This window comes from Nocardia sp. NPDC023852 (assembly GCF_040639505.1).
Classification (GTDB): domain Bacteria; phylum Actinomycetota; class Actinomycetes; order Mycobacteriales; family Mycobacteriaceae; genus Nocardia.
In genome coordinates this window covers 260,118-282,227 of sequence record NZ_JBFAAB010000004.1, presented here as the reverse complement: position 1 = coordinate 282,227, position 22,110 = coordinate 260,118, and the positions used below count along the sequence as shown (strand labels likewise).

Here is a 22,110-nt window from a genome sequence, read left to right as displayed (position 1 = left end):
GTCCGCCACTGCCCGACGGGCACTCAGCCCCATGCGAACCGTCCCCTGACTCGACCGGACGAGACAGCCAACGCAGTCTTGGTTTCCTGCCGACAACGCCGCCAGTTCAGCTCGATGTCGTCCTGACCTGCCCAGACCCGCCGCTGGGAGTGCGAGGGACGCAGCCCGCAGGCGGGGCGGGGCGGGTGCAGCTCACAAACATCGCGAAACGAGAAAGGTCCATGCCCTACGGGCATGGACCTTTCACTTGTGTAGCCCCGACGGGATTCGAACCCGCGCTACCGCCTTGAGAGGGCGGCGTCCTAGGCCTCTAGACGACGGGGCCAGGACTGCTTCCCGCTTCCGCGAGGAGCACCGTGGTGATCTTTCGATCAGGAGGCTTGGCTAGCATAACCGGCCGAAGCTCGGCGACCAAATCGCCGGATGCTGTACTCATTTCGGCCGCGAACCGAAGTCGAACAACACTCTCCGCTGGGGTACCAGGACTCGAACCTAGAATGGCTGAACCAGAATCAGCTGTGTTGCCAATTACACCATACCCCAATGACCAGGTCACTCGGTCTCGCATCTGGGTGACTCGAGACCGTGTTCCGGGCCGAGAAGAAGAGTACCAAACGGCTACCGGTATATTACAAATCGCCTGGTCAAGACCGCATTTTCCGCCCGGTTCGCGCGCTCAGGCCTGCGCGGTCCACGCCAGCGCCGCGCGCAGCCGGTCCACGGTGACCGCACGGCCGAGCAGTTCCAACGACTCGTACAGCGGCGGGCTGATATGTGAGCCGGTGACCGCGACCCGCACCGGCGCGAAGGCCTTACGCGGTTTCAGCCCCAAATCATCGATCAGCGCCGTTTTCAGCGCGTCTTCGAGCGCCGGTGCCGTCCATTCCGTCAGCGGCTCCACTGCGGCAATAGCAGCCTGCAATACCGCGGTCGCGTCGGCGCCGAGATTCTTAGCGCCCGCGACGGGGTCGATCGTGAACTGATCCGACGGCGCGAACAAGAAACGCAACAGTTCCCAAGCGTCCGACAACACCACGATCCTGGTCTGCACGAGTTCGGCCGCCGCGGTGAACACCTTCTCATCGATTTCCGCACCGATGTGGCCGTGTTCGGTGAGGTAATCCCGAAGCCGGTGCGCGAAATCACCGTGCTCCAGCAATCGGATGTGCTCGGCGTTGATCGCGTCCGCCTTCTTCTGGTCGAATCTGGCCGGATTCGAATTTACTTTCGATATGTCGAAAGCCTCGACCATCTCCGTCATGGTGAACACATCACGATCCTCCGCGAGGCCCCAACCGAGTAGCGCGAGGTAATTCAGCAAACCCTCCGGGATGAATCCTCGGTCTCGGTGAGCGAACAGATTCGACTCGGGATCACGCTTGGACAACTTCTTGTTGCCCTGACCCATGACGAAGGGCAGATGGCCGAACTCGGGAGTGAAGTCGGTAACCCCGATCCGGCGCAATGCGGCGTAGAGCGCGAGCTGACGCGGGGTCGAGGAGAGCAGGTCCTCGCCGCGCAGGACGTGGGTGATCCGCATCAGCGCGTCGTCGACGGGGTTGACCAGCGTGTACAGCGGATCGCCATTGCCGCGGGTGAGCGCGAAATCCGGCACGGTCCCCGCCTTGAAGGTGGTCTCGCCGCGCACGAGATCATGCCAGGACAGATCCTCGTCGGGCATCCGGAGCCGGATCACGGCGGGGCGCCCGGCCTCATGATGTGCCGTGATCTGCTGGGGAGTGAGGTCGCGGTCGTAGTTGTCGTAGCCCAGCTTCGGATCGCGTCCAGCGGCACGGTGGCGGGCCTCGACTTCCTCAGGCGTGGAGAAGGATTCGTAGGCCTCCCCTGCCTCCAGCAAACGCCGAACCACGTCCAGATGCAGGTCCCTTCGCTGCGACTGGCGGTACGGTTCGTAGGGCCCGCCGACCTCAGGCCCTTCGTCCCAGGTGAGGCCGAGCCAGCGCAACGCGTCGATGATCGCCCGGTAGGACTCCTCGGAATCGCGTGCGGCATCGGTATCTTCGATACGGAAGACGAATGTGCCGCCGTGATGGCGGGCATACGCCCAGTTGAACAGCGCCGTCCGGATCAGGCCGACGTGTGGTGTTCCCGTCGGTGACGGGCAGAATCGGACCCGTACTTCAGTCATGGCTCTCTTTCGATCAGCGTTTGGCGGCAACGGGATTGGTGAGGGTTCCGATGCCCTCCACAGTCACGGACACCTGCTGCCCGTTCTGAAGCGGGCCGACGCCCTCGGGGGTGCCGGTGAGAATGACATCACCGGGCAGCAGCGTCATCACGGTGGTGATCCACTCGATGAGCTTCGGAATATCGTGCAGCAGAAGAGAAGTCCGGCTGCGCTGCCGGACCTCACCGTCGAGTTCGGTGACGATCTCCAGATCCGAAGGATCCAAAGAGGTTTCGATCCACGGCCCGAGCGGGCAGAACGTGTCGTAGCCCTTACCTCTGGTCCACTGGCCGTCGTGTCGCTGCTGGTCGCGGGCGGTCACGTCGTTGGCGGCGGTGTAACCGAGCACGACGTCCAGCGCGCGAGAGGCGGGCACGTCCTTGCACGGGCGGCCGATGACGATGGCCAGCTCACCCTCGTAATCGACCTGAGCGGAGCTGGGCGGCAGGATGATCGGGGCGTTCGGACCAATGATCGAAGTGTTCGGCTTGAGGAAGATCACCGGGTCGGCGGGCGCTGGGCCGCCCATCTCGGCCGCGTGCGCGGCATAGTTCTTGCCGACGCAGACCACCTTGCTCGCCAGAATCGGCGCGAGCAATCGCACATCGGCCAGCGGCCAGCTCCGGCCGGTGAACGTCGGCGTGCCGAACGGGTGTTCCGCGATCTCCTTGGCGATCTCGGATCCTGCCTTACCCCCTCCTGCGATGTCGCTTCCATCGCCTTCGATGCTCACGAAGGCGACCCCATCGGGACTGGCAACTCGACCTAGACGCATGCCCGGCAGTCTATCGACCTTGCTTCCACCTGCTCGTACGCGCCCGACCGAGTGGTACGGAACCACGGAACGGCCCGGCCCGGCTCGCAGCTGCCCGGATCAGCTGTGAGCAGTGCGACAGCCGCTGTTCGGCGAACGGCTCGGTCAGCGGTGTACGGTAAGCACACCTTTTCAATAGGTGAGAACGTTGTCCCATATATTGAGATTCGAGGTGATGTCGATGGCTACCGTCACGCAGGTCCACGAGGTTCGCCGGTGGTCCATGCTCGGCCTCGGGGTTTTCGCACAGGCCTCCAGCGCGGTCTTCATCCATGGCGTCCCCTTCCTGCTGCCCGCGCTGACCGACCGCGGCATGCCACTGGCCACGGCCGGTCTGCTGGTTGCCATGCCGACCGTCGCGCTGGTGTGCACCCTCATCGCGTGGGGATACGTGGTCGACCGGGTCGGCGAGCGCAAGGTGCTGGTCGGCGGTCCGCTGCTGATGCTGGCGGCGGGTTGCGCGGCCGCGACCACGACCGATGACATCGCCCTTGGCGCGCTGCTATTCCTCGGCGGCATCGGGGCGGCGAGTACCAATGGCGCCAGCGGCCGGGTGATCGTCGGCTGGTTCCCGCCGCAGCGGCGCGGATTGGCCATGGGCATCCGGCAGACCGCGCAGCCGCTCGGCGTCGGAATAGGCGCCCTGGCGATTCCGGCTGTGGCCGGGACGTACGGCGTGCCCGCGGCCATTCTGGTACCCGCGATCATGGCGGGCGTGGCCGCCGTCGGCTGTCGGATCGGCATCGTCGACCCGCCTCGTCCAGAAGGCGCCGCCGCCGATTCGGCCTTGCGCGCCAACCCTTATCGCGACGACGCGACACTATGGCGAATCCATCTGGTCTCGGTGCTGCTGGTTGTCCCGCAGGGCACCGTCTGGACGTTCGCGCTGCTGTGGCTGCACCGCGACGTCGGCTGGTCGCTGGCCGCGGCCGGCGTGCTGGTGACCGCCACCCAACTCCTGGGCGCGCTGGGTCGGATCGGAGCAGGGGCGTGGTCGGATCGCGTCGGCAGCCGGATGGGCCCGCTGCGCACTATCGCCGTCGCCGCCGTCATCTCGATGGCCGCCTTGGCCTTGACCGCGTGGACGCACTGGTGGTGGGCCGCCATCCCGCTGCTGATCGCCGCGTCGGTAATCACCGTGTCCGACAACGGATTGGCGTTCACCGCGGTCGCCGAAATCGCGGGGCCGTATTGGAGCGGCCGCGGCCTCGGCATCCAGAACACCGGCCAGAACCTCGCGATGGCGGCCATCCCTCCGGTATTCGGCGCCCTCATCACGGCAAGCGGCTTCCCCGCCGCGTTCCTGCTCGCGGCCGCCGCGGCAATAACGGCGATTCCCCTGGTACCCGACGACCCCGATTAGCTGGAACCCCCGCGGAATTCACGCCCTCCAGCCCTCCGACCCGCTTCGCCGCTCGTTCCGAACGTCGCGTTCGCCGCCGCCTGACCTTCCTCAGCGAGGCTCGCTGCCGATTGTCAGCGGTGTCGACATCGCGAGCCGCTTCGCCGCAACATCGAAGAACAAGCCGCGCCCACTCTTGGTTCCACGCACGGACTATGACGAGCTTAGGGCCCGGTGAGCCGAGTGGTCATGGGTCGTGCGGCAGACCAGCTGATGAATCTGTACCGAAAGAGGCAACCGAGCCCGTCGACCGAAATCATTGGGCCGCACGGCGACCGAATGGAGGTCCCGCTCCCGGATCGGGAACGGGACCTTCGTCGGGTGGTGGGTCAGACGGTGGCGGCGATGCGGTCGCCGATCTGCACGGTCGAGTCGGCGCCGGAGCGGGACTCGAGGTCCTCGGCGACGGCCGACTCGATGCGGGCTGCCGCCGCGGTGTCGCCGAAATGATTGAGCAGCAAAGAGACCGAGAGGATCGCCGCAGTCGGGTCGGCCTTCGACTGGCCCGCGATGTCGGGGGCACTGCCGTGCACCGGCTCGAACATGCTCGGGTTCGTCCCGGAGGCATCGATATTGCCGCTCGCGGCCAGGCCGATGCCGCCACTCACCGCGGCGGCGAGGTCGGTGATGATGTCGCCGAACAGGTTGTCGGTGACGATCACGTCGAACCGGCCCGGGTCGTTCACCATGTGGATGGTCGCGGCATCGATGTGCTGGTAAGCCGTTGTGACATCAGGAAACTCGGCCGCGACCTCGTCCACGGTGCGCTGCCAGAGCGAACCGGCGAAGGTGAGCACATTGTTCTTGTGCACGAGCGTGAGGTGCTTGCGCCGAGCCTGCGCCTTGGCGAAGGCGTAGCGCACCACGCGCTCGATGCCGAAGCGGGTGTTGGTGCTGACTTCGGTCGCCACCTCGTGCGGGGTGTCGACTCGGATCGCGCCGCCCGTACCGGTGTAGGGCCCCTCGGTGCCTTCGCGCACCACGACGAAGTCGATCTCGGGGCTGCCGGCCAGTGGGCTGGTCACACCGGGGAACAGCTTGGAAGGTCGCAGATTCACGTGATGGTCCAGCGCGAACCGGGTGCGCAGCAGCAGGCCGCGCTCGAGCACGCCGCTGGGTACCGACGGATCACCGATCGCGCCGAGCAGGATCGCGTCGTGCTGCTTGAGCTCCGGCAGCACCGAGTCAGGCAGGATCTCGCCGGTCGCGTGGTAGCGCCGCGCACCGAGGTCGTATTCGGTCTTCTCGACACCGGGCACGACCACGTCGAGCACCTTGAGCGCCTCGGCGATGACCTCGGGCCCGATACCGTCGCCCGGGATGACAGCAAGCTTCATGACAACAATGCTCCGTTCGATTTTGCCGACCACGGCCGCCATAGCGCGCGGCACGGGTAAGGCCGTCGGGGTGAGGCACCGACTTTCCGACCGGGTGACCGCAGCACCGTCACGGTACTTGGTGCGGTCGGTCGGTCGAGCACCAGGCGCTGCGGCGAACCCATCGCGCACGCCTCTCGCGAGCAGATCGGCACGGCCCCGCGCCGATCGCGCTTCGGCAGATCGATGCCGCACCACGAACAACTTCGGGCGCGGCATCGATTCTCCGGTATCGGGATGCCAGATCCCGACGCGATCAGAACAGATCGACCAGGACGACCTTGGCTGCGCCGACCGACTCGGCGATCGCGGCCTGTACATCGGCGGGTACCTCGCGGGCCACCCGCAGAACCAAGGTCGCGCCTTCCTTGTCGACGTCCTGGCTCAGCTGCGCGGCGAGGATGTCGACATCGGCCTCGCCGAGCTTGGTGCCGATCTTGCCCAGCGCACCCGGCTTGTCCTCGTAGTTCAGCACGGCCAGGTTCAGGCCCTCGGCGCGCATGTCGTAGTTGCGGCCATTGATGTTGACGATCTTCTGCACCTGCTGCGGCTCGGTCAGCGTGCCCGCGACGTTGAGGGTGCGGCCGTCACCGAACACGGCACGCAGGTCGACGACGCTGCGGTGGCTCGGGCTCTCCGCCGCCGTGGTGACCTCGGCGGTGATACCGCGGTCCTTGGCGAGGGCAGGCGCGTTGACGAAGGTGACCTGGTCCTCGACCAGCGCGGAGAAGACGCCGCGCAGCGCGGACAGCTGCAGCACCGCGACGTCCTGCGTGGCCAGTTCGCCGCGCACCTGGACCTCGACGCTGACCGGCAGCTCGTTGGACAGCGCACCGAGCAGGGCGCCCTGCTTGCGCACGATGTCCAGCCACGGCGAGACCTCCTCGCCGACAGTGCCGCCGGTGACGTTTACCGCGCCGGGCACGAACTCACCGGCCAGGGCGAGCAGCACCGACTTGGCGACGTCGGTACCCGCGCGGTCCTGTGCCTCTGAGGTGGAGGCGCCCAGGTGCGGGGTCACGACGACCTGCGGCAGGTCGAACAGCGGGCTGTCGGTGCTCGGCTCGGTTTCGAACACGTCCAGGCCAGCGGCGCGTACGTGACCGGACTTGATCGCCTCCGCCAACGCGGCCTCGTCGACCAGACCACCGCGGGCGGCGTTGACGATGATCACGCCCGGCTTGGTCTTGGCGATGGCCTCCTTGCCGATGATGCCCTTGGTCTCCGGGGTCTTCGGCAGATGGATCGAGATCAGATCGGCGCGCTCGAGCAGCTCGTCGAGGCTCAGCAGCTCGATGCCGAGCTGCGCGGCGCGCGCGGGGGACACGTACGGGTCGTAGGCGACGATCTTGGTCTCGAAGGCGGCGAGGCGCGCGGCGAACAACTGGCCGATGCGGCCGAGGCCGACGACACCGACCGTCTTGTCGAAGATCTCGACACCGTTGAACTTGCTGCGTTGCCAGGTGTGCTCACGCAGGGTGGCGTCCGCGGCCGGGATCTGACGCGCGGCGGCCAGCAGCAGGGTGACCGCGTGCTCGGCGGCGGTGTGGATGTTCGAGGTCGGCGCGTTGACGACCATGACGCCGCGCGCGGTCGCGGCAGGCACGTCGACGTTGTCCAAGCCGACGCCCGCGCGTGCGACGATCTTCAAGTTCTTTCCGGCCTCCAAGACCTCGGCGTCGACCGTGGTCGCCGAGCGCACGAGCAGTGCGTCGGCTTCGGGCACCGCGGCGAGCAAGGCCGGGCGGTCGGGGCCGTCGACCCACCGCACCTCGACACCGTCACCGAGCGCGTCGACGGTCGACTGGGCGAGCTTGTCGGCGATCAGAACTACGGGACGGCCTGCTTGGCTCACTGTGGGGTACTCCTGAGGAAAAGGGGGGTCGGCATTTACCGCCGACCAGCTTAGTCCGCGCGATTCGGATCCCTTCTACCACCTGGTGGGCGGCCGTCGTCAGTCTTACGGGTCGCGAAAATATGAAGACCGGTCTACAGTTGCATGATGGGCGCAAAGGGAACCGAGACCCGGGGCAAGCTGGTCGACGCGACGCGCGCGCTGGTGGAGCGGCACGGCTACTACGGCGCGGGGCTCAACCAGATCCTGGCAGCCAGCGGCGCACCGCGCGGCTCGCTCTACTTCCATTTCCCCGGCGGCAAGGACGAGCTCGTAGCAGAGGCGATCGCCCAGTCCGGCAAGGAGATCGCGGCGCTGATCGACACGATCGAGCCCGGCGACACCGCCGACGCCGCGACCAGGCTGCTCGCGGTATTCGGCGACCGCCTGGAGTCCTCCGGGTGGCAGCAGGGTTGCCCGGTCGCCACGGTCGCTCTGGACATCGCGGCGGCGAACGACCCCATCCAAGTCCAGTGCGCGGCCGCCTACGCGGCATGGGAGCAGGCGCTGCGGATTCGGCTCCGCGCCGACGGCCGTGCCGATGCCGACGATCTGGCGGCCGCGCTGCTGGCCATGGTCGAGGGCGCGTTGCTCTTGGCCCGCGCACAACGCAGCCGCGAGCCGCTGGAACGGGTAGAACGCACCATCCGGGCCCTGATCTGACGTCATGACGCGACTTACCAGCAGTTTTCTTTGTCCAATGAATATGTAGACCGGTCTAGTCAGGAGAATGTCATGTCCGACAGCATTGTGTTCGGCGCCGCCGGGTTCCTCGGCCGCGCCGCGGTCGCCCACCTGCTCGAGCAAGGCCACTCCGTCACGGCCGCACTGCGGCAGGGCAGCGAGGAGCGACTCATGGGATGGCTGCGGAGACGCGGCGTGGACCTGGACGAGCTCGAAATGGTGGCGTGCGACGTCACCGCACCCGACCTCGGCCTACCCGCCGGGTTCGATCCCTCTGGCATCCGGGACGTCTACAACTGCGCGGCCCGCTTCGCCTTCGGACTCGCACCCGAGGATGCGTACGCGGTCAACGTCACCGGGGCGCTGCGGGTCCTCGACTGGGCCGCCGCACTACCTGGCCTACGGCGCGTGGTGCACATCACCGGATACCGGATCACCGTCGAGGAATCCGACGAACAGCACTACGAGCGGGGCGCGTACGGCGCGTCCAAGTGCGAATCGGATCCGCTCCTGCGGCGGCGTGCCGCCGAACTCGGGGTCGCGCTGACCATCGCGAACCCGAGCTCCGTGCTCGGCCCCGGCCAATACGTCGGACTCGCGAGCATGGTCGAGGAACTATGGCACGGCAGGCTCGCGGCGATTCCCGGCGGTCGGGACACCTTCGTTCCGATCGTCGATCTGGGTTACTTCACCGACTTCCTGATCGGTCTGCCCACTCTGCCGGACACCGCGGGCCGGTCGTACACCGTGCTCGATCCCCGAACTCCCGTGTTGCCGAAACTGATTCGCCTGCTGGCCACCCATCTGGGCGTCCGTGCGCCGCGCTTCTCGATTCCGGTGGGCGTGGTCGCGAGACTCCCGCGCGCGCTGACCGGCGCCGATCCGGAGTCGCTGACGTTCATCGCCGACGACCGCTACGACACGTCCGCCGCGGATGCGGTCGCGCGGCGGCTCGGGCTCACCATGCCGCCGACGGAGGCGACCGTACTCGCGTGGGCCGACCATCTCGTAGCCAGCCGATTCGGGGCGGTAGAGGCCGATCCGTCCGCTGGATTCACCGACCGGGTCTGGGTTTCCGGTGAACGCGAAGATCCGGCCCACGTGCTGGTGCACGGCCTTCCACTGGACGGCGAGTCCTGGAACGAGGTCCGTGCCGAACTCGACGCGCCTAGCCTGGTGCTCGACCTGCCCGGGCTCGGGCGGTCGGCGCCCGGCGACATCGATGCGGTGCTGCCGGGATCGCCCTCGGTGCGCACTCGCCCTGTGCTGGTGGGTCATTCACTCGGTTGCGGCCCGGTGCTGCGGTATGCGGCCGCGCATCCGGAGCGGATCTCCGGTGTGGTGCTGGTCTCGCCCGCGTTCCTGCAGCCGCGGTCCGGCATGCTGCTGCGCTCGCCGCTGGCGGCAGCGGCGCTGCGTCGGACCTCGGCCGCCGCCTTGGCGAAACAGCTCGGCGTGCCGGAGAGCGATGCTCTCGCGAGCGCCGCGTGGGGCCTGCGCAGGCCCGGTGTCGCCGTCCGCACCATCGCGGCACTGCGCCGCGCAAGCGCGCCTGGCAGGCGCGGCGAATTGCGTGCGCTGCTCGACAAGATCGAGGTACCAGTGCGGATCATCGCCGGTTCCGCCGATCCGGTCACTGTCGCGACAGCTCGGGACTCGATCTCGATCGAGGGCGCCGGCCACTACCCGCAATTGACCCACCCAGCGCGGCTCGCGGCCGAACTCGCCCGCGTATCCGCCGTCGCGGCGCGCGGCTGACCTCGCCCATCGAAGGAGCCCGATCCCGAAAAGGGAGGGAGCCGACCGGCCTCGGGAAGAGGCTCCGCATAGAACAATTCACCACTGCGCATCGAATACCAAAGAGGGAATAGCGGCACCATGTCGGTGCACCTATTCGGCGGCCGGGTCCGAACGACGAGCGGCCAGAAGGCGTCGACGGTGACCGACGGGGGTCGCTGGCCGGCGGCTTCGACGCGGACTCGGCATCGCGGCGGCCGTGCGACTCGGCGGCGCGCTCGCCATTGTCGCCGTACTCGGCAACGCCGTGTGGTAGCCCTGAGCCACAGGGAAAAAGGAGCTGCGTCGCGTTCGTTCGAACATCTACCATCGCGTCCATGTCCCTGCGCGCGATACCGGCTTCGATGGACCCGACGGTGGTCGGGTCCATCGATCGCGAACTGGATCAGGTCGAGCGGGAAAACCACGTGTCGATTCGACTCGCGATCGAAAGCGGCAGTCGCGCTTGGGGATTCCCCTCTCCGGACTCGGACTACGACTGCCGGTTCGTGTACGTCGCCCGGCTGGAGACCTATCTTTCCCCGTGGCGCGCCCGCGATGTGCTGGAGACGCCGCTCGCCGGCCTGCTCGACGTGAACGGCTGGGACCTGGCCAAGGCACTGCGCCTGCTGGTGCAGGGTAATGCGGTGCTCATCGAGTGGCTGATGTCGCCGATCGTGTACCGCGGTGACGCCCAGTTCCGCGGCCGGCTGCGCGCGGTGGCAGAGGACGTCGCCGACCGGAACAAGGTGGCGCGGCATTATCTGCATTTGGGCGCCAAGCAGTGGGCATTGTTCGACCGCGCGCGGTCGCTGAAGAAGGTGTTCTATTCGTTGCGTCCGGCGATGGCTCTGCGGTGGTTACGCGAGCATCCTGGTGCGACGGTCGCGCCGATGCATCTGCCGACGCTGATGCGGCAGTGCGATCTACCCGCCGACCTCGTGGCGGCGGTGGCCGAGCTGACCGAGCTGAAGTCGCGCACCCGCGAGATGGGTGGCGGGACGGCGCCCGCACCGATCGCCGCGTTCATCGCGGCCGAATTCGACCGCGCCGCCGACGCGTTCCCCAAGTCGGGCAGCCGGGATTCCGCGCGAGCCAGAGCGATCACGGCGGAGTTCTTCCGCGCCGAGGCGCTGGCAGACCAGCCCCAGCCGATCGAGCCGATCGGACAGGATATTGGAGGCGATGCCTTCCTCTGATCCGGCGAGCAGTTCCCGGAAGTGGCGACGGTTGCCGAATATCACGTCACGAAGCACAAGCAGCGTCCGCCGATCACCTCGACCGTCGCGTTGATCGGGCATCCCGAACGTCCGCCGTCACGCCTCCGGCACTCTCCTCGTCGACAAATGCCGGTCGCAATACACAACCAGTCTATCCAACACCGTGCGCAACCAATTGCAAACCGAAATCACTAACGGCGCGAACGGCGCCGACATTGCGCGTACAACTTGGCGATCCCTCGCGACGGACTGTCGCGGGACCGAACCAAGGCCCCGACATCCCGCTTATGCGCGAGGCCTGCACCAGCGGGTGTTCGCTACTCCATACGCGGATCCGGAGGCGGCGATCGAAAGCCAAAAAAGTACCCTGAACAGGGGAAAGGCCCCGCAACATTGTTCGGGGCCTTGAGAAAGCTAAGTCGCGATCAGAGAACGCGGACATCCTGGGCTTGCGGCCCCTTCTGTCCCTGGCCGATCTCGAACTCCACACGCTGCCCCTCATCGAGGGACCGGAAACCCGCGCCGCTAACAGCCGAGTAGTGCACAAAGACGTCGGGTCCTCCGCCGTCCTGCGCAATGAAGCCGAAGCCCTTCTCGCTGTTGAACCACTTCACAATGCCTTGAGCCATTTCATACTTTCTGTAGACGAGCCAGGTGTTGAAATCGATATGCCCTGGTCTCGTAGATCAACGATGCCATGATCCGACGAATTACTCCACCTTCAGCCCAAAAAACTGTGAGCTATCCAACGCTCAGCAGCGGGCTGCGTCTGTCACCTCCCACGCTCGGTCGGGTCCCGATCCGGACAAAACCACCGGAACAGTCACTGGGCACCCGCACTTCTCGCCGGGTGTGCTCGCCGTCGTCCTCGACGAGCGCACCCCGATCACATGGGCTACCGCGCCGGGCATCATGAACTCCTTCTTCGACGCGGTTCGACACCGATACGCTTCTGCTACCAGTTTCCTTGAGCCCCAATGTGATACAGCTTACCGCATGCGGATTCCAACGCTTCAGCCCACAGGTCGGGGCGGGCCACGCACCAGTGTCGAGTTCGCTGTTCACGGCCGCAGATACCGCACTTGGTTCGGCTTCGACTCGTCATAAGCGGCCCGACCCGACAGGTACTCCGGCACCCCGACCTCCCACCAGGCGCCCGCCTCGGTCCACGCGGACGGCTGGGTACGCACCACGACCACGGCCGGCCCGGACGTGCCGGCCGCCGCCGCCCGCGCCCGTCTGTAGGCAGCACGAAATTCGTGCAGGTCGGATGCGGTGAAGACGGCGCATCCCAGCGCTGCGGCATGGGCGGCGAAGTCGACGCGGGGCGGCTGCTGGTGATTGGTGCGGCAGTCGGCGTAGAAATTGTTGAACGCGGCGCCACCCTGGCCCTCCTGCAGACGGCCGATCACGGCGTAGCCGTCGTTGTCGCACACCACCGCCACGAACGGGTGCCCAGCGAAGGCCGCCGAGAACAATTCCGAGTTCAACATCAGATAGGAGCCATCCCCGAGCAGCGTCGTCACCACGCCGTCCCGATGCGCCATGGCCGCACCCCACGCGCCGGCGAGCTCGTAGCCCATGCAGGAGAAGCCGTACTCGACGTCCATCGTGGGCGCTCCGCCCGACGCGCGCCAGCCACCGACGAGCTCACCGGGCAAACCACCGGATGCCGTCATGACGTAGTCGCTCGGCCCGCTCAGCTCATTCACCACCCCGACGACCTGGGCGTAGCTCGGCGTGCCGGGCGTCGGTGCGCGCAACTTATCGATATGCGAGTCCCAGGTGCTGCGCAGAACCGCGGCGCGCGCGGTCCACGCCGGATCCGCACGCCACTGTCCCACCTGCCCGGCCAGCTCCCGCACGGTGGCCTCGGCGTCGCCGACCACGGCGACGGCACCGTGCTTGACGGCATCGAACCGTGCCGCGTTGACCGTCACCAGGCGCACGTCCGGCGCGAAGACGGTCCAAGACGCCGTGGTGAAATCCTGCAACCTGGTTCCGACCGCGAGGACCAAATCGGCCTCCGCCGCCATCGCGTTCGCCGACGCCGAGCCCGTGATACCGAGCGGACCCGCGTACAGCGGATGGTCGTGCGGCACCAAGGTGCGTCCCGCGGTGGTCTCCGCGATCGGAATGCCGACGTGCTCGGCGAATTCCACGGTGGTGCGACCCGCCCCCGAATACCGAACGCCACCGCCGAGAACCAACAGCGGACGCCGCGCGGCGCACAGCGCGGCGGCGGCTTCGGTGAGTGCCCGCCGATCGGGGCGTGGCCGCGCGACGCGGTGCACGACGGGAGCGAACAGCGCGTCGGGGAAATCGTAGGTCTCGCCCTGGACGTCCTGCGGGAGCGCGAGGACGACCGGCCCGGCTTCCGCTGTGTCAGTGAGCACCCGAACGGCCTGGGACAGTGTGGAAATCAGCTGCTCCGGGCGGGTGATGCGGTCGAAATACCGGCTCACCGCACGGAACGCGTCGTTTACCGTGACGGTCGGGTCACCGAAGTGCTCGACCTGTTGCAGTACCGGGTCCGGTGCCCTACCGATGAAGGTGTCGCCCGGAAGTAGCAGCAGCGGAAGGCGATTCGCGTGCGCGACACCCGCTGCCGTCACCATGTTCAACGCGCCTGGACCAATCGAGGAGGTCGCGACGCCCACCTGGCGGCGGTGCGTGGCCTTGGCATAACCGACGGCCGCGAGTGCCATCCCCTCTTCGGTCTGCCCGCGCCAGACCGGGATCTCCGCGCGCCGCTCGTACAACGCGGTGCCCAGGCCGAGCACGTTGCCGTGCCCGAAGATCCCGAACACCGCAGGAAACAGCGGCACTTCACGGCCGTCGAGTGTCTCGGAGCGCTGGGCGACCAGCCAGGCCACCAGCGCCTGCGCTGTGGTCAGCTTCATCCGATCCGTCCTTCGTGAGTGGTGACCGGACAGCGCGGGTCGATCGGCTCGGCGTCCCACCGCGCGCGCACCCAGTGGTGCGCCGGGTCGTCGCAGAACGCCATCGACCGATCCTGCGCCGGACCCGCCAGCACGTTGAGGTAGTACATCGGGTAGCCAGGCGCGGCGACGCACGGCCCGTGGTAGCCGCGCGGGACCAAAAACACGTCCCCGTCCCGCACTGCGACGGCCTCGTCCAGCGCTCCGTCGACTGTGTAGGTCCGGTGCAGGCCGAACCCCTCGCGTGCGGGTGTGATCCCGTCACGTCCGGCGATGCGGAAGTAGTAGATCTCCTCGTTGACGACCTCGCAGTCGCTCTCCTCATCGTGCTTGTGCGGCGGGTAGGACGACCAGTTGCCGTCCGGGGTGATCAGCTCGCAGGCGTTGAGCTTGTCGGCGTGCTCCCAGACGCCGGGTACGCCGAAATTGGTGACCTGCCGGGTTGCCACGCCCGCGCCGCGAACTTCCACCGCGATCTGTTCCGCCGGACCGTATTTCGGTGTCAATCGACGGGTGCAGCGCGCCATCGGCAACGCCACCTCCAGATCACCTTCCGCCACGATGTCCACCTCGGCGTCGCGCGGAACGTAGGCGAAATCCGTCACACGGGTGAAGACCGATTTCCGTCCCGTCAGCGTGAAGGTCCTACCGTCGACGCGCACGGTGCATCCCCCGGCCAGCGGGAGGACGAACGCCTCGAATTCCCCGGTCCGCACGGTCCGCGATGTTCCCGCGCCGATCCGCAGCACCCGCAGTCCCGTGTAGGTCCATCCGGCCTCCTCGGGGGTCAGCAGGATCGGGTCGCCGTCGCGGCGCAGCGTCCCCTCGGGCCGATGCAACATCATCGCGTCTCGATCCCGCGCCGCGTGCCAACGGCACCCCGGCGACTCATCGGGCTTCCTTCAACAGGCGGGCGGCGGTATCCACAGCTCGAGCGACGTCGCCGTCCGGCGGATACAGCAGGGTGCGTCCGACTACCAGACCGCGGACCACGTCGTGGCCGAGCGCGCCGTACCAGAATGCGAGATCCGCCGCCGGGTCGCCGGAGGGCGCCCCGCCGAGCACGACCACCGGGAGGGTCGTCGCATCCAGCACCGAAATATCCTGTGGTGCGGGGATTTTCAGCCAGGTGTAGGCAGAGGTGACGCCGAGGCCGGAGGCCACCGTGATCGCCCTGGACAGCGATGGCGCGTCCTTGCTCATCACCAGCGCGCCGGAATCGTCCCGGTGGTAGGGCAACGGCTCGACCATCGCCATCAGCCCGTGCGCCGCCAATTCGGAGACCGCCTGCGCGCAGGCTTGCAGAGTCGGCACCGTCCCCGCGTCGGAATCGACCAAGCGCAACAGCATTTTGCCGCCGTCGAGGCGAAAGCGTGCAAGAGATTGGGCGTCGTAACCGGTGAAGCGGTCGTCGATCTCCCATTCCGCGCCGGCCAATCCGCCACGGTTCATCGAGCCGATCACGACCTTGTCGTCCAGCGCGTCCAACAGCAGCAACTCCTCCACCACGTCCGGTGAACCGAGCACACCGTCTACATCCGGGTTCTCCAACGCGATCAGCAGCCGTTCCAGCAGGGTGCGCCGGTCGGCCATGGCCGTGCCGTCCGCGCCGACACCGAGGGCGCCGCGGGCCGGGTGATCCGCGGCGACCAGGAACAGGGTCTGCTTGCCCGCCAGCAGGTTCGGGCGCCGCACCCGTTCCACATACGCCCGTTCGACCGCCGCGGGTTCGGTCGCGCGGACGCGCAGCAGCTCACGCCAGCGATCGTCGGTCACGTGCACTGCTTCCTCCGTTCGGCGGTCCGGCTCCGACTCAGCCGCATAGCAATTCCTCGATCTCCGCCTCGGTCGGCATCGCGTCGGCGCAGGCGAGGCGCGAGGCCACCAGCGCGCCCGCGGCGTTGGCGTAGGTGGCGATCCGCTGCGGGTCCCAGTCCGACAGCAGACCGTGGATCAGCGCACCGCCGAATCCGTCGCCGGAGCCGAGCCCGCACACCACCTGCACGGGGCACGGCGGTACCGTCCATCGTTCGGAGTCGTCGGCCACGAGCACCCCGTCGGCACCTCGCTTGATCACCGCGAGGCGCACGCCGCGCGCCAGCAACCGGTCCGCCGCCGCGTCGGGGTCCGCGGTACCCACCGCCACTTGGACCTCGGTGCGGTTGCCGACCACTACGTTCACATGGTCGAGCATCCAGCCGATCTCGGCTCGCGCGGTCTCCACGTCGGGCCAGAACATCGGCCGGTAGTCGAGATCGAGCACGGTGTACCCGCGGCGCGCGCGCCGCCGCAGGATCGCGCGCTGTGTACTGCTTCCCGGCTCGGCGCTCACGCCGGTGCCGGTGACCCAGAGCAGCGGTACCGAATCCACCACCTCCCACGGGACCTCGTCCTCGGTGATGGTGAGATCCGGCGCGATCGGCGCACGATAGAACAGCAGCGGCGGATCGGCGGGCGGCGCGAGCTCGCAGAACACCACCGGCGTCAGTAGATTCGGCGCCGTCGTGACGTAACGAGACGAGACGCCGAAACCGTCGAGCGCCGAGCGCACGAAGTCGCCGAAACCGTCGGGTCCCACCTTGGTCAGCACCGCCGACCGCCTGCCGAGCCGGGCGGCGGCCACCGCGACATTGGTTGCGGTGCCCCCCAGGAACTTCGCGAAGGTCCGCACCTGCGCCAGCCCGACGCCGCTCTGCTCCGGATACAGATCCACCCCGACCCGGCCGATGGTCAGCGCCTCCAGATCCGTCACCGGCTCGCCTCCTGTCCGCCCGGATTCATGGCGTCACCACGCGCCGCAGCTCGTGCTGCAGGGCGTCCAATTCCGCACCGCCCGCCATCTGGCGGGTCAGCTCCTGCACATCGATCTCCGATTTCTCGTACGTGCCGAGCACGGCGCCCCGCTTCAGCAACAGGAATCGGTCGCCGACCGGGTAGGCGTGATGCGGGTTGTGCGTGATGAGGACGACGCCGAGGCCGCGATCGCGCGCCTGCACGACGTACTTCAGCACCACCCCGGCCTGTTTCACGCCCAACGCCGCGGTCGGCTCGTCGAGAATGAGCACCTTCGCGCCATAGTGCACGGCGCGCGCGATAGCGATGCACTGCCGTTGGCCGCCCGAAAGCGTGCCGACCGGCTGTTCCAGGTCGCGAATGTCGATACCCATGTCCGCCAGCGCGGTTCGTGCGATCTCGACGCCCTTTTTGCGATCCAGCAGCCGGATCGGGCCGTATCCGACGGTGGGTTCGGAGCCGAGCACGAAATTGCGCCAGACGCTCATCAGCGGCACCACCGCCAAGTCCTGATACACCGTGGCGACGCCGCGATCCAATGCCGCACGTGGCGAGGAGAACCGGACCGATTCGCCCTCCACCCGCAGCTCGCCGCGGTCGTGCTGGTGCACCCCGGCCAGGATCTTGATCAACGTGGATTTGCCCGCGCCGTTGTCGCCGAGCACGCAGGTCACCTCGCCCGCGTTCACTACGGTGGACACCTCGCGCAACGCGACGACACCGCCGTAGCTCTTGCCGAGGTCGACGGCTTCGATGAGGGGGGTCATCGGCGTACCCTTTCGGCCCGCTTCTGGAATCTGTTGTTGACCAACACCGCGGCCAGCAGCAGCCCACCGAGGAACAGCATGAACCAGTCGCTGTCCCAGCGGGCGAACACGATGCCCTGGCGGGCCATGCCGAAGATCAACGCGCCGATCGCGGCGCCGACCGCCGAGCCGAAGCCGCCGGTCAGCAGGCACCCGCCCACCACGGCAGCGATGATGTAGTGCAGCTCGAGCCCGACGCCCTGGTTGGCCTGCACGCTCGCGAAGCGGAGGATGTTGCAGGAGCCGACCACCCAGCCCGCGAACGCGGTACCCATGAACAGCAGAATCTTCGTGCGATCGGCGGGCACGCCGACCGCACGGGCGCTGGGCAGCTCCCCGCCCACCGCGAAGATCCAGTTGCCGAACCTGGTACGCACCAAGATGATCGCGGCGAGAACGGTCAGCACGATCCACCACACCACCGAGGCCTGGATACGGGCGTCGCCGATGTTCAGCGTCGAGGCGAACACCCAGCCCGCCGACTGGTAGCCGTCGGCGGCGCGCACGCCCGACACCTGAACGGTGTCGGTAACCAGCCGCGTCACACCGAGATTCGAGCCTTGCAACGCGAGGAACGTGCCGAGGGTGACGATGAAGCTCGGCAGGCCCGTGCGCATCACCACCCAGCCGTTGAACGCGCCGACGGCGAGGGCGAACACCAACGATGCCAGCAACGCGAACCATACGTTCCACCCGGCGTGTACCGCGAGCAACGCGGTGACGAGCGCGGTGGAGGCGGTCATCACGCCCGCCGACAGGTCGAACTCGCCGCCGATCATGAGCAGGGCCACGGCCACCGCCATGATGCCCAGCGTGGACGAATCATCCAGCCAAGTCGCCACGCCGAGCGGGCTGAGAAACCGATCGGTGATGATCGAGAAGAACACGAACACGAGCAGCGCGCCGAGCGCTGCCCCGATTTCCGGTCGAAGGAACAGGCGCTGCAGCGGCGAGAGGCCCGCGGTCTGGTCCTGCGTCGCGTCGGAAGTCTTTGTCACAACGGTCATGTCGTCCACCTCACCGCGTGCCTTGCGCGACCAGCGCGGCCACGGCGTCGACGTTGCTCTTGTCGACGAAGCCAGGGCCGGTCTGCACCGGCGCGCCGCCTCCGACGGTGTTCAGATTCGACCGGTAGAGCTGCAGCAGCACGATCGGCAGGTAGCCCTGCTCGTATTGCTGCTGGTCGACCGCGAACAGGAGCTTGCCTGCCTGGATCGCTTCCACCACATCCGAATTCAGGTCGAAGGTCGCGACCGTGGCCGCCGACCTCGCTTCTCGTGCCGCGTCCACCGCCCGCGCGGCGATCTGGGAAGTCAGCGTCAAGACCGCGTCGATGGAGCGGTCGGCCTCCAGCGCGCCCTTGATCCGAGACTGCACGTCGGTCGGGTTGTTGATGTCCACCTGGAGCGTGGTCGCGTTACCGAAGGCTTTCGTCGCGCCGCCGCAGCGTTCGCTGGCGCCGACATTGCCCGCCTCGTGGATCACGCAGAGCAACTTGCCGCGCCCGGCGTCCGCGAGCCGTCTGCCCGCGGCCTGGCCCGCGAGCGATTCGCTCTGGCCCACATGGGCGAACGCACCGAACTTCGCGCTCTCGGCCTCGCCGGAATTGATCGTCACCACTGGGATGCCCGCGACGACGGCCTTTTCGAGGGATGGCCGCAACGCCTCGGGGTTGGCCATGGAAACGACGAGGCCATCGACGCCCTGTGCCACCGCGTTGTCGATCAGCTTCGCCTGCTGGCCGGGGTCACCCGAGGCGTTGTACTCGACGCGGACGCCGAGATTCTTGCCCGCGGCCTCCGCCCCGTTCTTGACGACGTTCCAGAACGCGTCGCCCGGGCTGCCGTGTGTCACCACCGCTACCGACTCCAGTCGGCCCGCCGCGACCGGTGCCTGTGACGGCGCAGGCGCGTCGGTGCCGGGTCCGCTGCACGCGGCCAGCAGGGCGGCCGTGGCGACCCACGGCAGCAGGCGGCCCTGGCGCCGCCACCACGCGGTCGCCTCGCTCTGTGGTCTCAGAGACATCGTTGTCATCACTTTCCAACTAGATTCGTGCCGCGGCAGGCGCGATGTCCGCGAGGTGACGCAGACTCCGTTCGGTGTCGCGGCGCGGCAGGTCCGCCGAGCCGGTCGGCAGCAGGGCAGTGTCCTGTTCCATCACATACCAGCCCCGGTAGCCCGCGGCGCGGACGCTACGCACCAGCGCCTCGATGTCGACGTCGCCCTCGCCGAGTGGAACATACAGCCCACGCCGCACCGCCTCGCTGTACTCCAGCGTCGCGCCGCGCACCTGGTCGGCCAGTGCGCTGCGGACATCCTTGAGGTGGATGTGCCCGATGCGTTCGGCATATCGCCGTGCGAGCCGCACAGGGTCGGTGCCGCCGATCAGCAAATGTCCGGTGTCCAGGCAGATGTCGAGGTCGGAGTCGGCGAGGAAACGCTCGACCTCGGTCTCGCTCTCCACGTGCGTGCCGACGTGTGGGTGCAGTACCGTGCGCAGGCCACGTTCGGCGGCGACGTCGCGGATCGCGGCGGCGGCGTCCACCAACGTGCGCCATTCGGTGTCTTCGAGCTGTGGGCGCGAATCATAGCCGCAGAGTCCTGTGGCGGCGGCGAGGACGAGGACCTCGGCGCCGGTAGCCGCCAGCAGTGCGGTGGTGTCCTTCACCTGTGCGATCGCCTCGCGGGGGTTCCGGTGCAGCACGAGGGCCAGAAACCCGCCGACCGAGGTGATCCCGTAGGCCTCGAGCAGCCGCCGCAGCTCGGCCGGGTCGCGCGGGAAATAGCCAGGTGGGCCGAGCTCGGTAGCGGACAGGCCGAGCTCGGCCATTTCCGACAGGACGGTGCGCGCGTCGAGCATGTGACCCCAGCCGGGAACCTCGCAGACTCCCCAGGAGATCGGAGCGGCCGCGATACGCAGCGGGTAGAGCGATTCCGTCATCGGCACTTCTCCGACCTTCAGTGTCGAGTTGAAGCGGTTGGAGCGCTCCAACTATGTAACGTGGGCCATAGTGTGTCAAGAACTCTCCGTGGCCCGATTCTATCGCCACTACCTGGTAATACACCGCAATACATGCAGAGCCTCCGAGAAATAGTTTTTGGGAAATGTCTTGTTAGAGCGCTCTATTGCTCAGGATGCGCCGATCTTGTATCGTCCGACCGGGCACGGTTCACCGAACGGGAACGGAGGCGACATGGCGCGACCCACCATGGAAGACGTCGCCGAGCGCGCCGGCGTCTCCCGTGCCCTCGTTTCGCTCGTCATGCGCGAATCCCCCAAAGTCAGCGAGCACCGCCGCCGCGCCGTGCTGGAAGCCGCGAAAGACCTCGGATACCAGCCGCACATCTTGGCGCGCTCGCTGGCCAGCCGGACCTCCAACATCGTGGGCGTCATGGTCTCCGACCTCCGCAACGCCTTCTTCGCCGACGTCGTCGAGGGCATGGACGCCGCGGCGCAGGACTCCGGCCTCGAACTGATCCTCAACACCGGCCGCCGCAGCGCCGCCCGCGAACGCACCGCTCTGGAGAGCCTGCTGTCCTTCCGGCCCGGCGGCGTCATCCTGCTCTCCCCCATTCTGCCCGCCGCCGCGATTCGCGAAGCGGCACAACAGGCACCGCTCGTGCTGGTCTCCCGCAGCTCCACGGTCGCCGACATCGACACGGTCAACGACGACGGCGAGATCGGCGCGGGCCTGGCCGTCGATCACCTGGTGTCCCTGGGGCATCGGCGCATCGTGCACCTCGACGGCGGTGCCGCCTTCACCTCCGCGCCGCGCCGCAAGGGCTACCGTGCCGCCATGACGCGCCACGGCCTTGAGCCGATGGTCATTCCGAGCGAGCACACCGACTCCGCAGGCATGATCGCGGTGCGTAAATTGTTGAACCTGTTCTCTCGCAGCGACTTTCCCACCGCACTGGTCTGTGGAAACGACTTCAACGCGGTCGGAGCGATGTCCGCACTAGAGGAAGCGGGATTGCGCGTGCCAGAAGATGTTTCGGTCATCGGCTACGACAACACGTCGTTGGCCGCGCTGCGCCACCTCGCCTTGACCACCATCGACCAGCCACGCGTCCAAATGGGCCGCCTGGCCGTCGAGGCGCTCGCCGAACGCCTCCGCGACGGACGTACCGCCCCGATCCGACGCCGTCTACAGCCTTCCCTCGTCGTCCGCTCGACCACGAGCGCCCCCGGCCACTGAACCGCCTCGCGAGCGG

General features: G+C 67.6%; 18 protein-coding genes and 2 tRNA genes. 5 read left to right on the top strand and 15 right to left on the bottom strand.

Features of this window, described 5'->3' with window-relative positions:
• Window positions 1–252: 252 nt before the first annotated feature.
• The 4 genes from AB0H00_RS10730 to AB0H00_RS10715 form a co-directional block, all read right to left on the bottom strand.
• Window positions 253–325: transfer RNA gene (locus AB0H00_RS10730), tRNA-Glu, on the bottom strand.
• Between the two features lie 146 nt (window positions 326–471).
• Window positions 472–543, bottom strand: a tRNA-Gln gene (locus AB0H00_RS10725).
• Window positions 544–676: 133 nt separating this feature from the next.
• Window positions 677–2,149: a glutamate--tRNA ligase gene (gene gltX / locus AB0H00_RS10720; protein WP_357264161.1), complete on the bottom strand. Its 1,473-nt coding sequence runs from the start codon at window positions 2,147–2,149 to the stop codon at window positions 677–679.
• 13 nt (window positions 2,150–2,162) lie between these two features.
• On the bottom strand, window positions 2,163–2,963 hold the full coding sequence (locus AB0H00_RS10715) for a fumarylacetoacetate hydrolase family protein (protein WP_357264158.1): 801 nt from the start codon (window positions 2,961–2,963) through the stop codon (window positions 2,163–2,165).
• Between the two features lie 220 nt (window positions 2,964–3,183).
• Here AB0H00_RS10715 and AB0H00_RS10710 point away from each other — a divergent pair, with 220 nt between their 5' ends.
• Window positions 3,184–4,365 carry an MFS transporter gene (locus AB0H00_RS10710; RefSeq protein ID WP_357264156.1) on the top strand — a complete coding sequence of 394 codons (1,182 nt, stop codon included), beginning with the start codon at window positions 3,184–3,186 and terminating at the stop codon, window positions 4,363–4,365.
• Between the two features lie 368 nt (window positions 4,366–4,733).
• Here AB0H00_RS10710 and AB0H00_RS10705 read toward each other — a convergent pair whose 3' ends face one another.
• Both AB0H00_RS10705 and serA read right to left on the bottom strand, forming a co-directional pair.
• On the bottom strand, window positions 4,734–5,741 hold the full coding sequence (locus AB0H00_RS10705) for a 3-isopropylmalate dehydrogenase (RefSeq protein ID WP_357264153.1): 1,008 nt from the start codon (window positions 5,739–5,741) through the stop codon (window positions 4,734–4,736).
• A 295-nt stretch (window positions 5,742–6,036) separates the two neighbouring features.
• Window positions 6,037–7,635 carry a phosphoglycerate dehydrogenase gene (serA, locus tag AB0H00_RS10700; RefSeq protein ID WP_357264150.1) on the bottom strand — a complete coding sequence of 533 codons (1,599 nt, stop codon included), beginning with the start codon at window positions 7,633–7,635 and terminating at the stop codon, window positions 6,037–6,039.
• Window positions 7,636–7,782: 147 nt separating this feature from the next.
• Here serA and AB0H00_RS10695 point away from each other — a divergent pair, with 147 nt between their 5' ends.
• The 3 genes from AB0H00_RS10695 (at window position 7,783) to AB0H00_RS10685 (ending at window position 11,333) form a co-directional block, all read left to right on the top strand.
• Complete coding sequence (locus tag AB0H00_RS10695; protein WP_357264147.1) at window positions 7,783–8,337, top strand: TetR/AcrR family transcriptional regulator; 555 nt, start codon at window positions 7,783–7,785, stop codon at window positions 8,335–8,337.
• Window positions 8,338–8,409: 72 nt separating this feature from the next.
• Window positions 8,410–10,116, top strand: coding sequence for an alpha/beta fold hydrolase (locus AB0H00_RS10690; protein ID WP_357264144.1), 1,707 nt, complete (start codon window positions 8,410–8,412; stop codon window positions 10,114–10,116).
• Between the two features lie 356 nt (window positions 10,117–10,472).
• Window positions 10,473–11,333, top strand: coding sequence for a nucleotidyltransferase domain-containing protein (locus tag AB0H00_RS10685; RefSeq protein WP_357264141.1), 861 nt, complete (start codon window positions 10,473–10,475; stop codon window positions 11,331–11,333).
• Window positions 11,334–11,779: 446 nt separating this feature from the next.
• Here the strand turns inward: AB0H00_RS10685 and AB0H00_RS10680 are convergent, their stop codons facing one another.
• The 9 genes from AB0H00_RS10680 to AB0H00_RS10640 all read right to left on the bottom strand — a co-directional run bounded on the left by AB0H00_RS10680 (window position 11,780) and on the right by AB0H00_RS10640 (window position 20,836).
• Window positions 11,780–11,983 (bottom strand): cold-shock protein, encoded by a 204-nt coding sequence (locus AB0H00_RS10680; protein WP_054814460.1) that lies wholly within the window; start codon window positions 11,981–11,983, stop codon window positions 11,780–11,782.
• Window positions 11,984–12,415: 432 nt separating this feature from the next.
• Window positions 12,416–14,257, bottom strand: coding sequence for a 3D-(3,5/4)-trihydroxycyclohexane-1,2-dione acylhydrolase (decyclizing) (gene iolD, locus AB0H00_RS10675; protein WP_357264138.1), 1,842 nt, complete (start codon window positions 14,255–14,257; stop codon window positions 12,416–12,418).
• Window positions 14,254–15,141, bottom strand: coding sequence for a 5-deoxy-glucuronate isomerase (gene iolB / locus AB0H00_RS10670; RefSeq protein WP_357264136.1), 888 nt, complete (start codon window positions 15,139–15,141; stop codon window positions 14,254–14,256). The genes iolD and iolB overlap by 4 nt, the downstream gene beginning before the upstream one ends.
• 43 nt (window positions 15,142–15,184) lie before the next feature.
• On the bottom strand, window positions 15,185–16,072 hold the full coding sequence (locus tag AB0H00_RS10665; protein ID WP_357264133.1) for an aldolase: 888 nt from the start codon (window positions 16,070–16,072) through the stop codon (window positions 15,185–15,187).
• Between the two features lie 37 nt (window positions 16,073–16,109).
• Window positions 16,110–17,048 (bottom strand): 5-dehydro-2-deoxygluconokinase, encoded by a 939-nt coding sequence (gene iolC / locus AB0H00_RS10660; protein ID WP_357264130.1) that lies wholly within the window; start codon window positions 17,046–17,048, stop codon window positions 16,110–16,112.
• A 25-nt stretch (window positions 17,049–17,073) separates the two neighbouring features.
• Window positions 17,074–17,856 (bottom strand): ATP-binding cassette domain-containing protein, encoded by a 783-nt coding sequence (locus AB0H00_RS10655; RefSeq protein ID WP_357264128.1) that lies wholly within the window; start codon window positions 17,854–17,856, stop codon window positions 17,074–17,076.
• The gene (locus AB0H00_RS10650; protein WP_357264125.1) at window positions 17,853–18,902 is read right to left on the bottom strand and encodes an ABC transporter permease; all 1,050 of its coding nucleotides are present in this window, start codon (window positions 18,900–18,902) and stop codon (window positions 17,853–17,855) included. Before AB0H00_RS10650 ends, AB0H00_RS10655 begins: the two co-directional genes overlap by 4 nt.
• 10 nt (window positions 18,903–18,912) lie before the next feature.
• Window positions 18,913–19,920 (bottom strand): sugar ABC transporter substrate-binding protein, encoded by a 1,008-nt coding sequence (locus tag AB0H00_RS10645; protein ID WP_357264122.1) that lies wholly within the window; start codon window positions 19,918–19,920, stop codon window positions 18,913–18,915.
• Window positions 19,921–19,939: 19 nt separating this feature from the next.
• Window positions 19,940–20,836: a TIM barrel protein gene (locus AB0H00_RS10640; RefSeq protein ID WP_357264119.1), complete on the bottom strand. Its 897-nt coding sequence runs from the start codon at window positions 20,834–20,836 to the stop codon at window positions 19,940–19,942.
• A 253-nt stretch (window positions 20,837–21,089) separates the two neighbouring features.
• Between AB0H00_RS10640 and AB0H00_RS10635 the strand changes: the two genes are divergently transcribed.
• On the top strand, window positions 21,090–22,094 hold the full coding sequence (locus AB0H00_RS10635) for a LacI family DNA-binding transcriptional regulator (protein ID WP_357264116.1): 1,005 nt from the start codon (window positions 21,090–21,092) through the stop codon (window positions 22,092–22,094).
• The last annotated feature ends 16 nt before the right edge of the window (window positions 22,095–22,110 follow it).

Coding starts and splice junctions, on each gene's coding strand:
- gltX (WP_357264161.1), bottom strand. CDS start 2,149: ATGACTGAAGTACGGGTCCGATTCTGCCCGTCACCGACGGGAACACCA.
- AB0H00_RS10715 (WP_357264158.1), bottom strand. CDS start 2,963: ATGCGTCTAGGTCGAGTTGCCAGTCCCGATGGGGTCGCCTTCGTGAGC.
- AB0H00_RS10710 (WP_357264156.1), top strand. CDS start 3,184: ATGGCTACCGTCACGCAGGTCCACGAGGTTCGCCGGTGGTCCATGCTC.
- AB0H00_RS10705 (WP_357264153.1), bottom strand. CDS start 5,741: ATGAAGCTTGCTGTCATCCCGGGCGACGGTATCGGGCCCGAGGTCATC.
- AB0H00_RS10695 (WP_357264147.1), top strand. CDS start 7,783: ATGGGCGCAAAGGGAACCGAGACCCGGGGCAAGCTGGTCGACGCGACG.
- AB0H00_RS10690 (WP_357264144.1), top strand. CDS start 8,410: ATGTCCGACAGCATTGTGTTCGGCGCCGCCGGGTTCCTCGGCCGCGCC.
- AB0H00_RS10685 (WP_357264141.1), top strand. CDS start 10,473: ATGTCCCTGCGCGCGATACCGGCTTCGATGGACCCGACGGTGGTCGGG.
- AB0H00_RS10680 (WP_054814460.1), bottom strand. CDS start 11,983: ATGGCTCAAGGCATTGTGAAGTGGTTCAACAGCGAGAAGGGCTTCGGC.
- iolD (WP_357264138.1), bottom strand. CDS start 14,257: ATGAAGCTGACCACAGCGCAGGCGCTGGTGGCCTGGCTGGTCGCCCAG.
- iolB (WP_357264136.1), bottom strand. CDS start 15,141: ATGATGTTGCATCGGCCCGAGGGGACGCTGCGCCGCGACGGCGACCCG.
- AB0H00_RS10655 (WP_357264128.1), bottom strand. CDS start 17,856: ATGACCCCCCTCATCGAAGCCGTCGACCTCGGCAAGAGCTACGGCGGT.
- AB0H00_RS10650 (WP_357264125.1), bottom strand. CDS start 18,902: ATGACCGTTGTGACAAAGACTTCCGACGCGACGCAGGACCAGACCGCG.
- AB0H00_RS10645 (WP_357264122.1), bottom strand. CDS start 19,920: ATGTCTCTGAGACCACAGAGCGAGGCGACCGCGTGGTGGCGGCGCCAG.
- AB0H00_RS10640 (WP_357264119.1), bottom strand. CDS start 20,836: ATGACGGAATCGCTCTACCCGCTGCGTATCGCGGCCGCTCCGATCTCC.
- AB0H00_RS10635 (WP_357264116.1), top strand. CDS start 21,090: ATGGCGCGACCCACCATGGAAGACGTCGCCGAGCGCGCCGGCGTCTCC.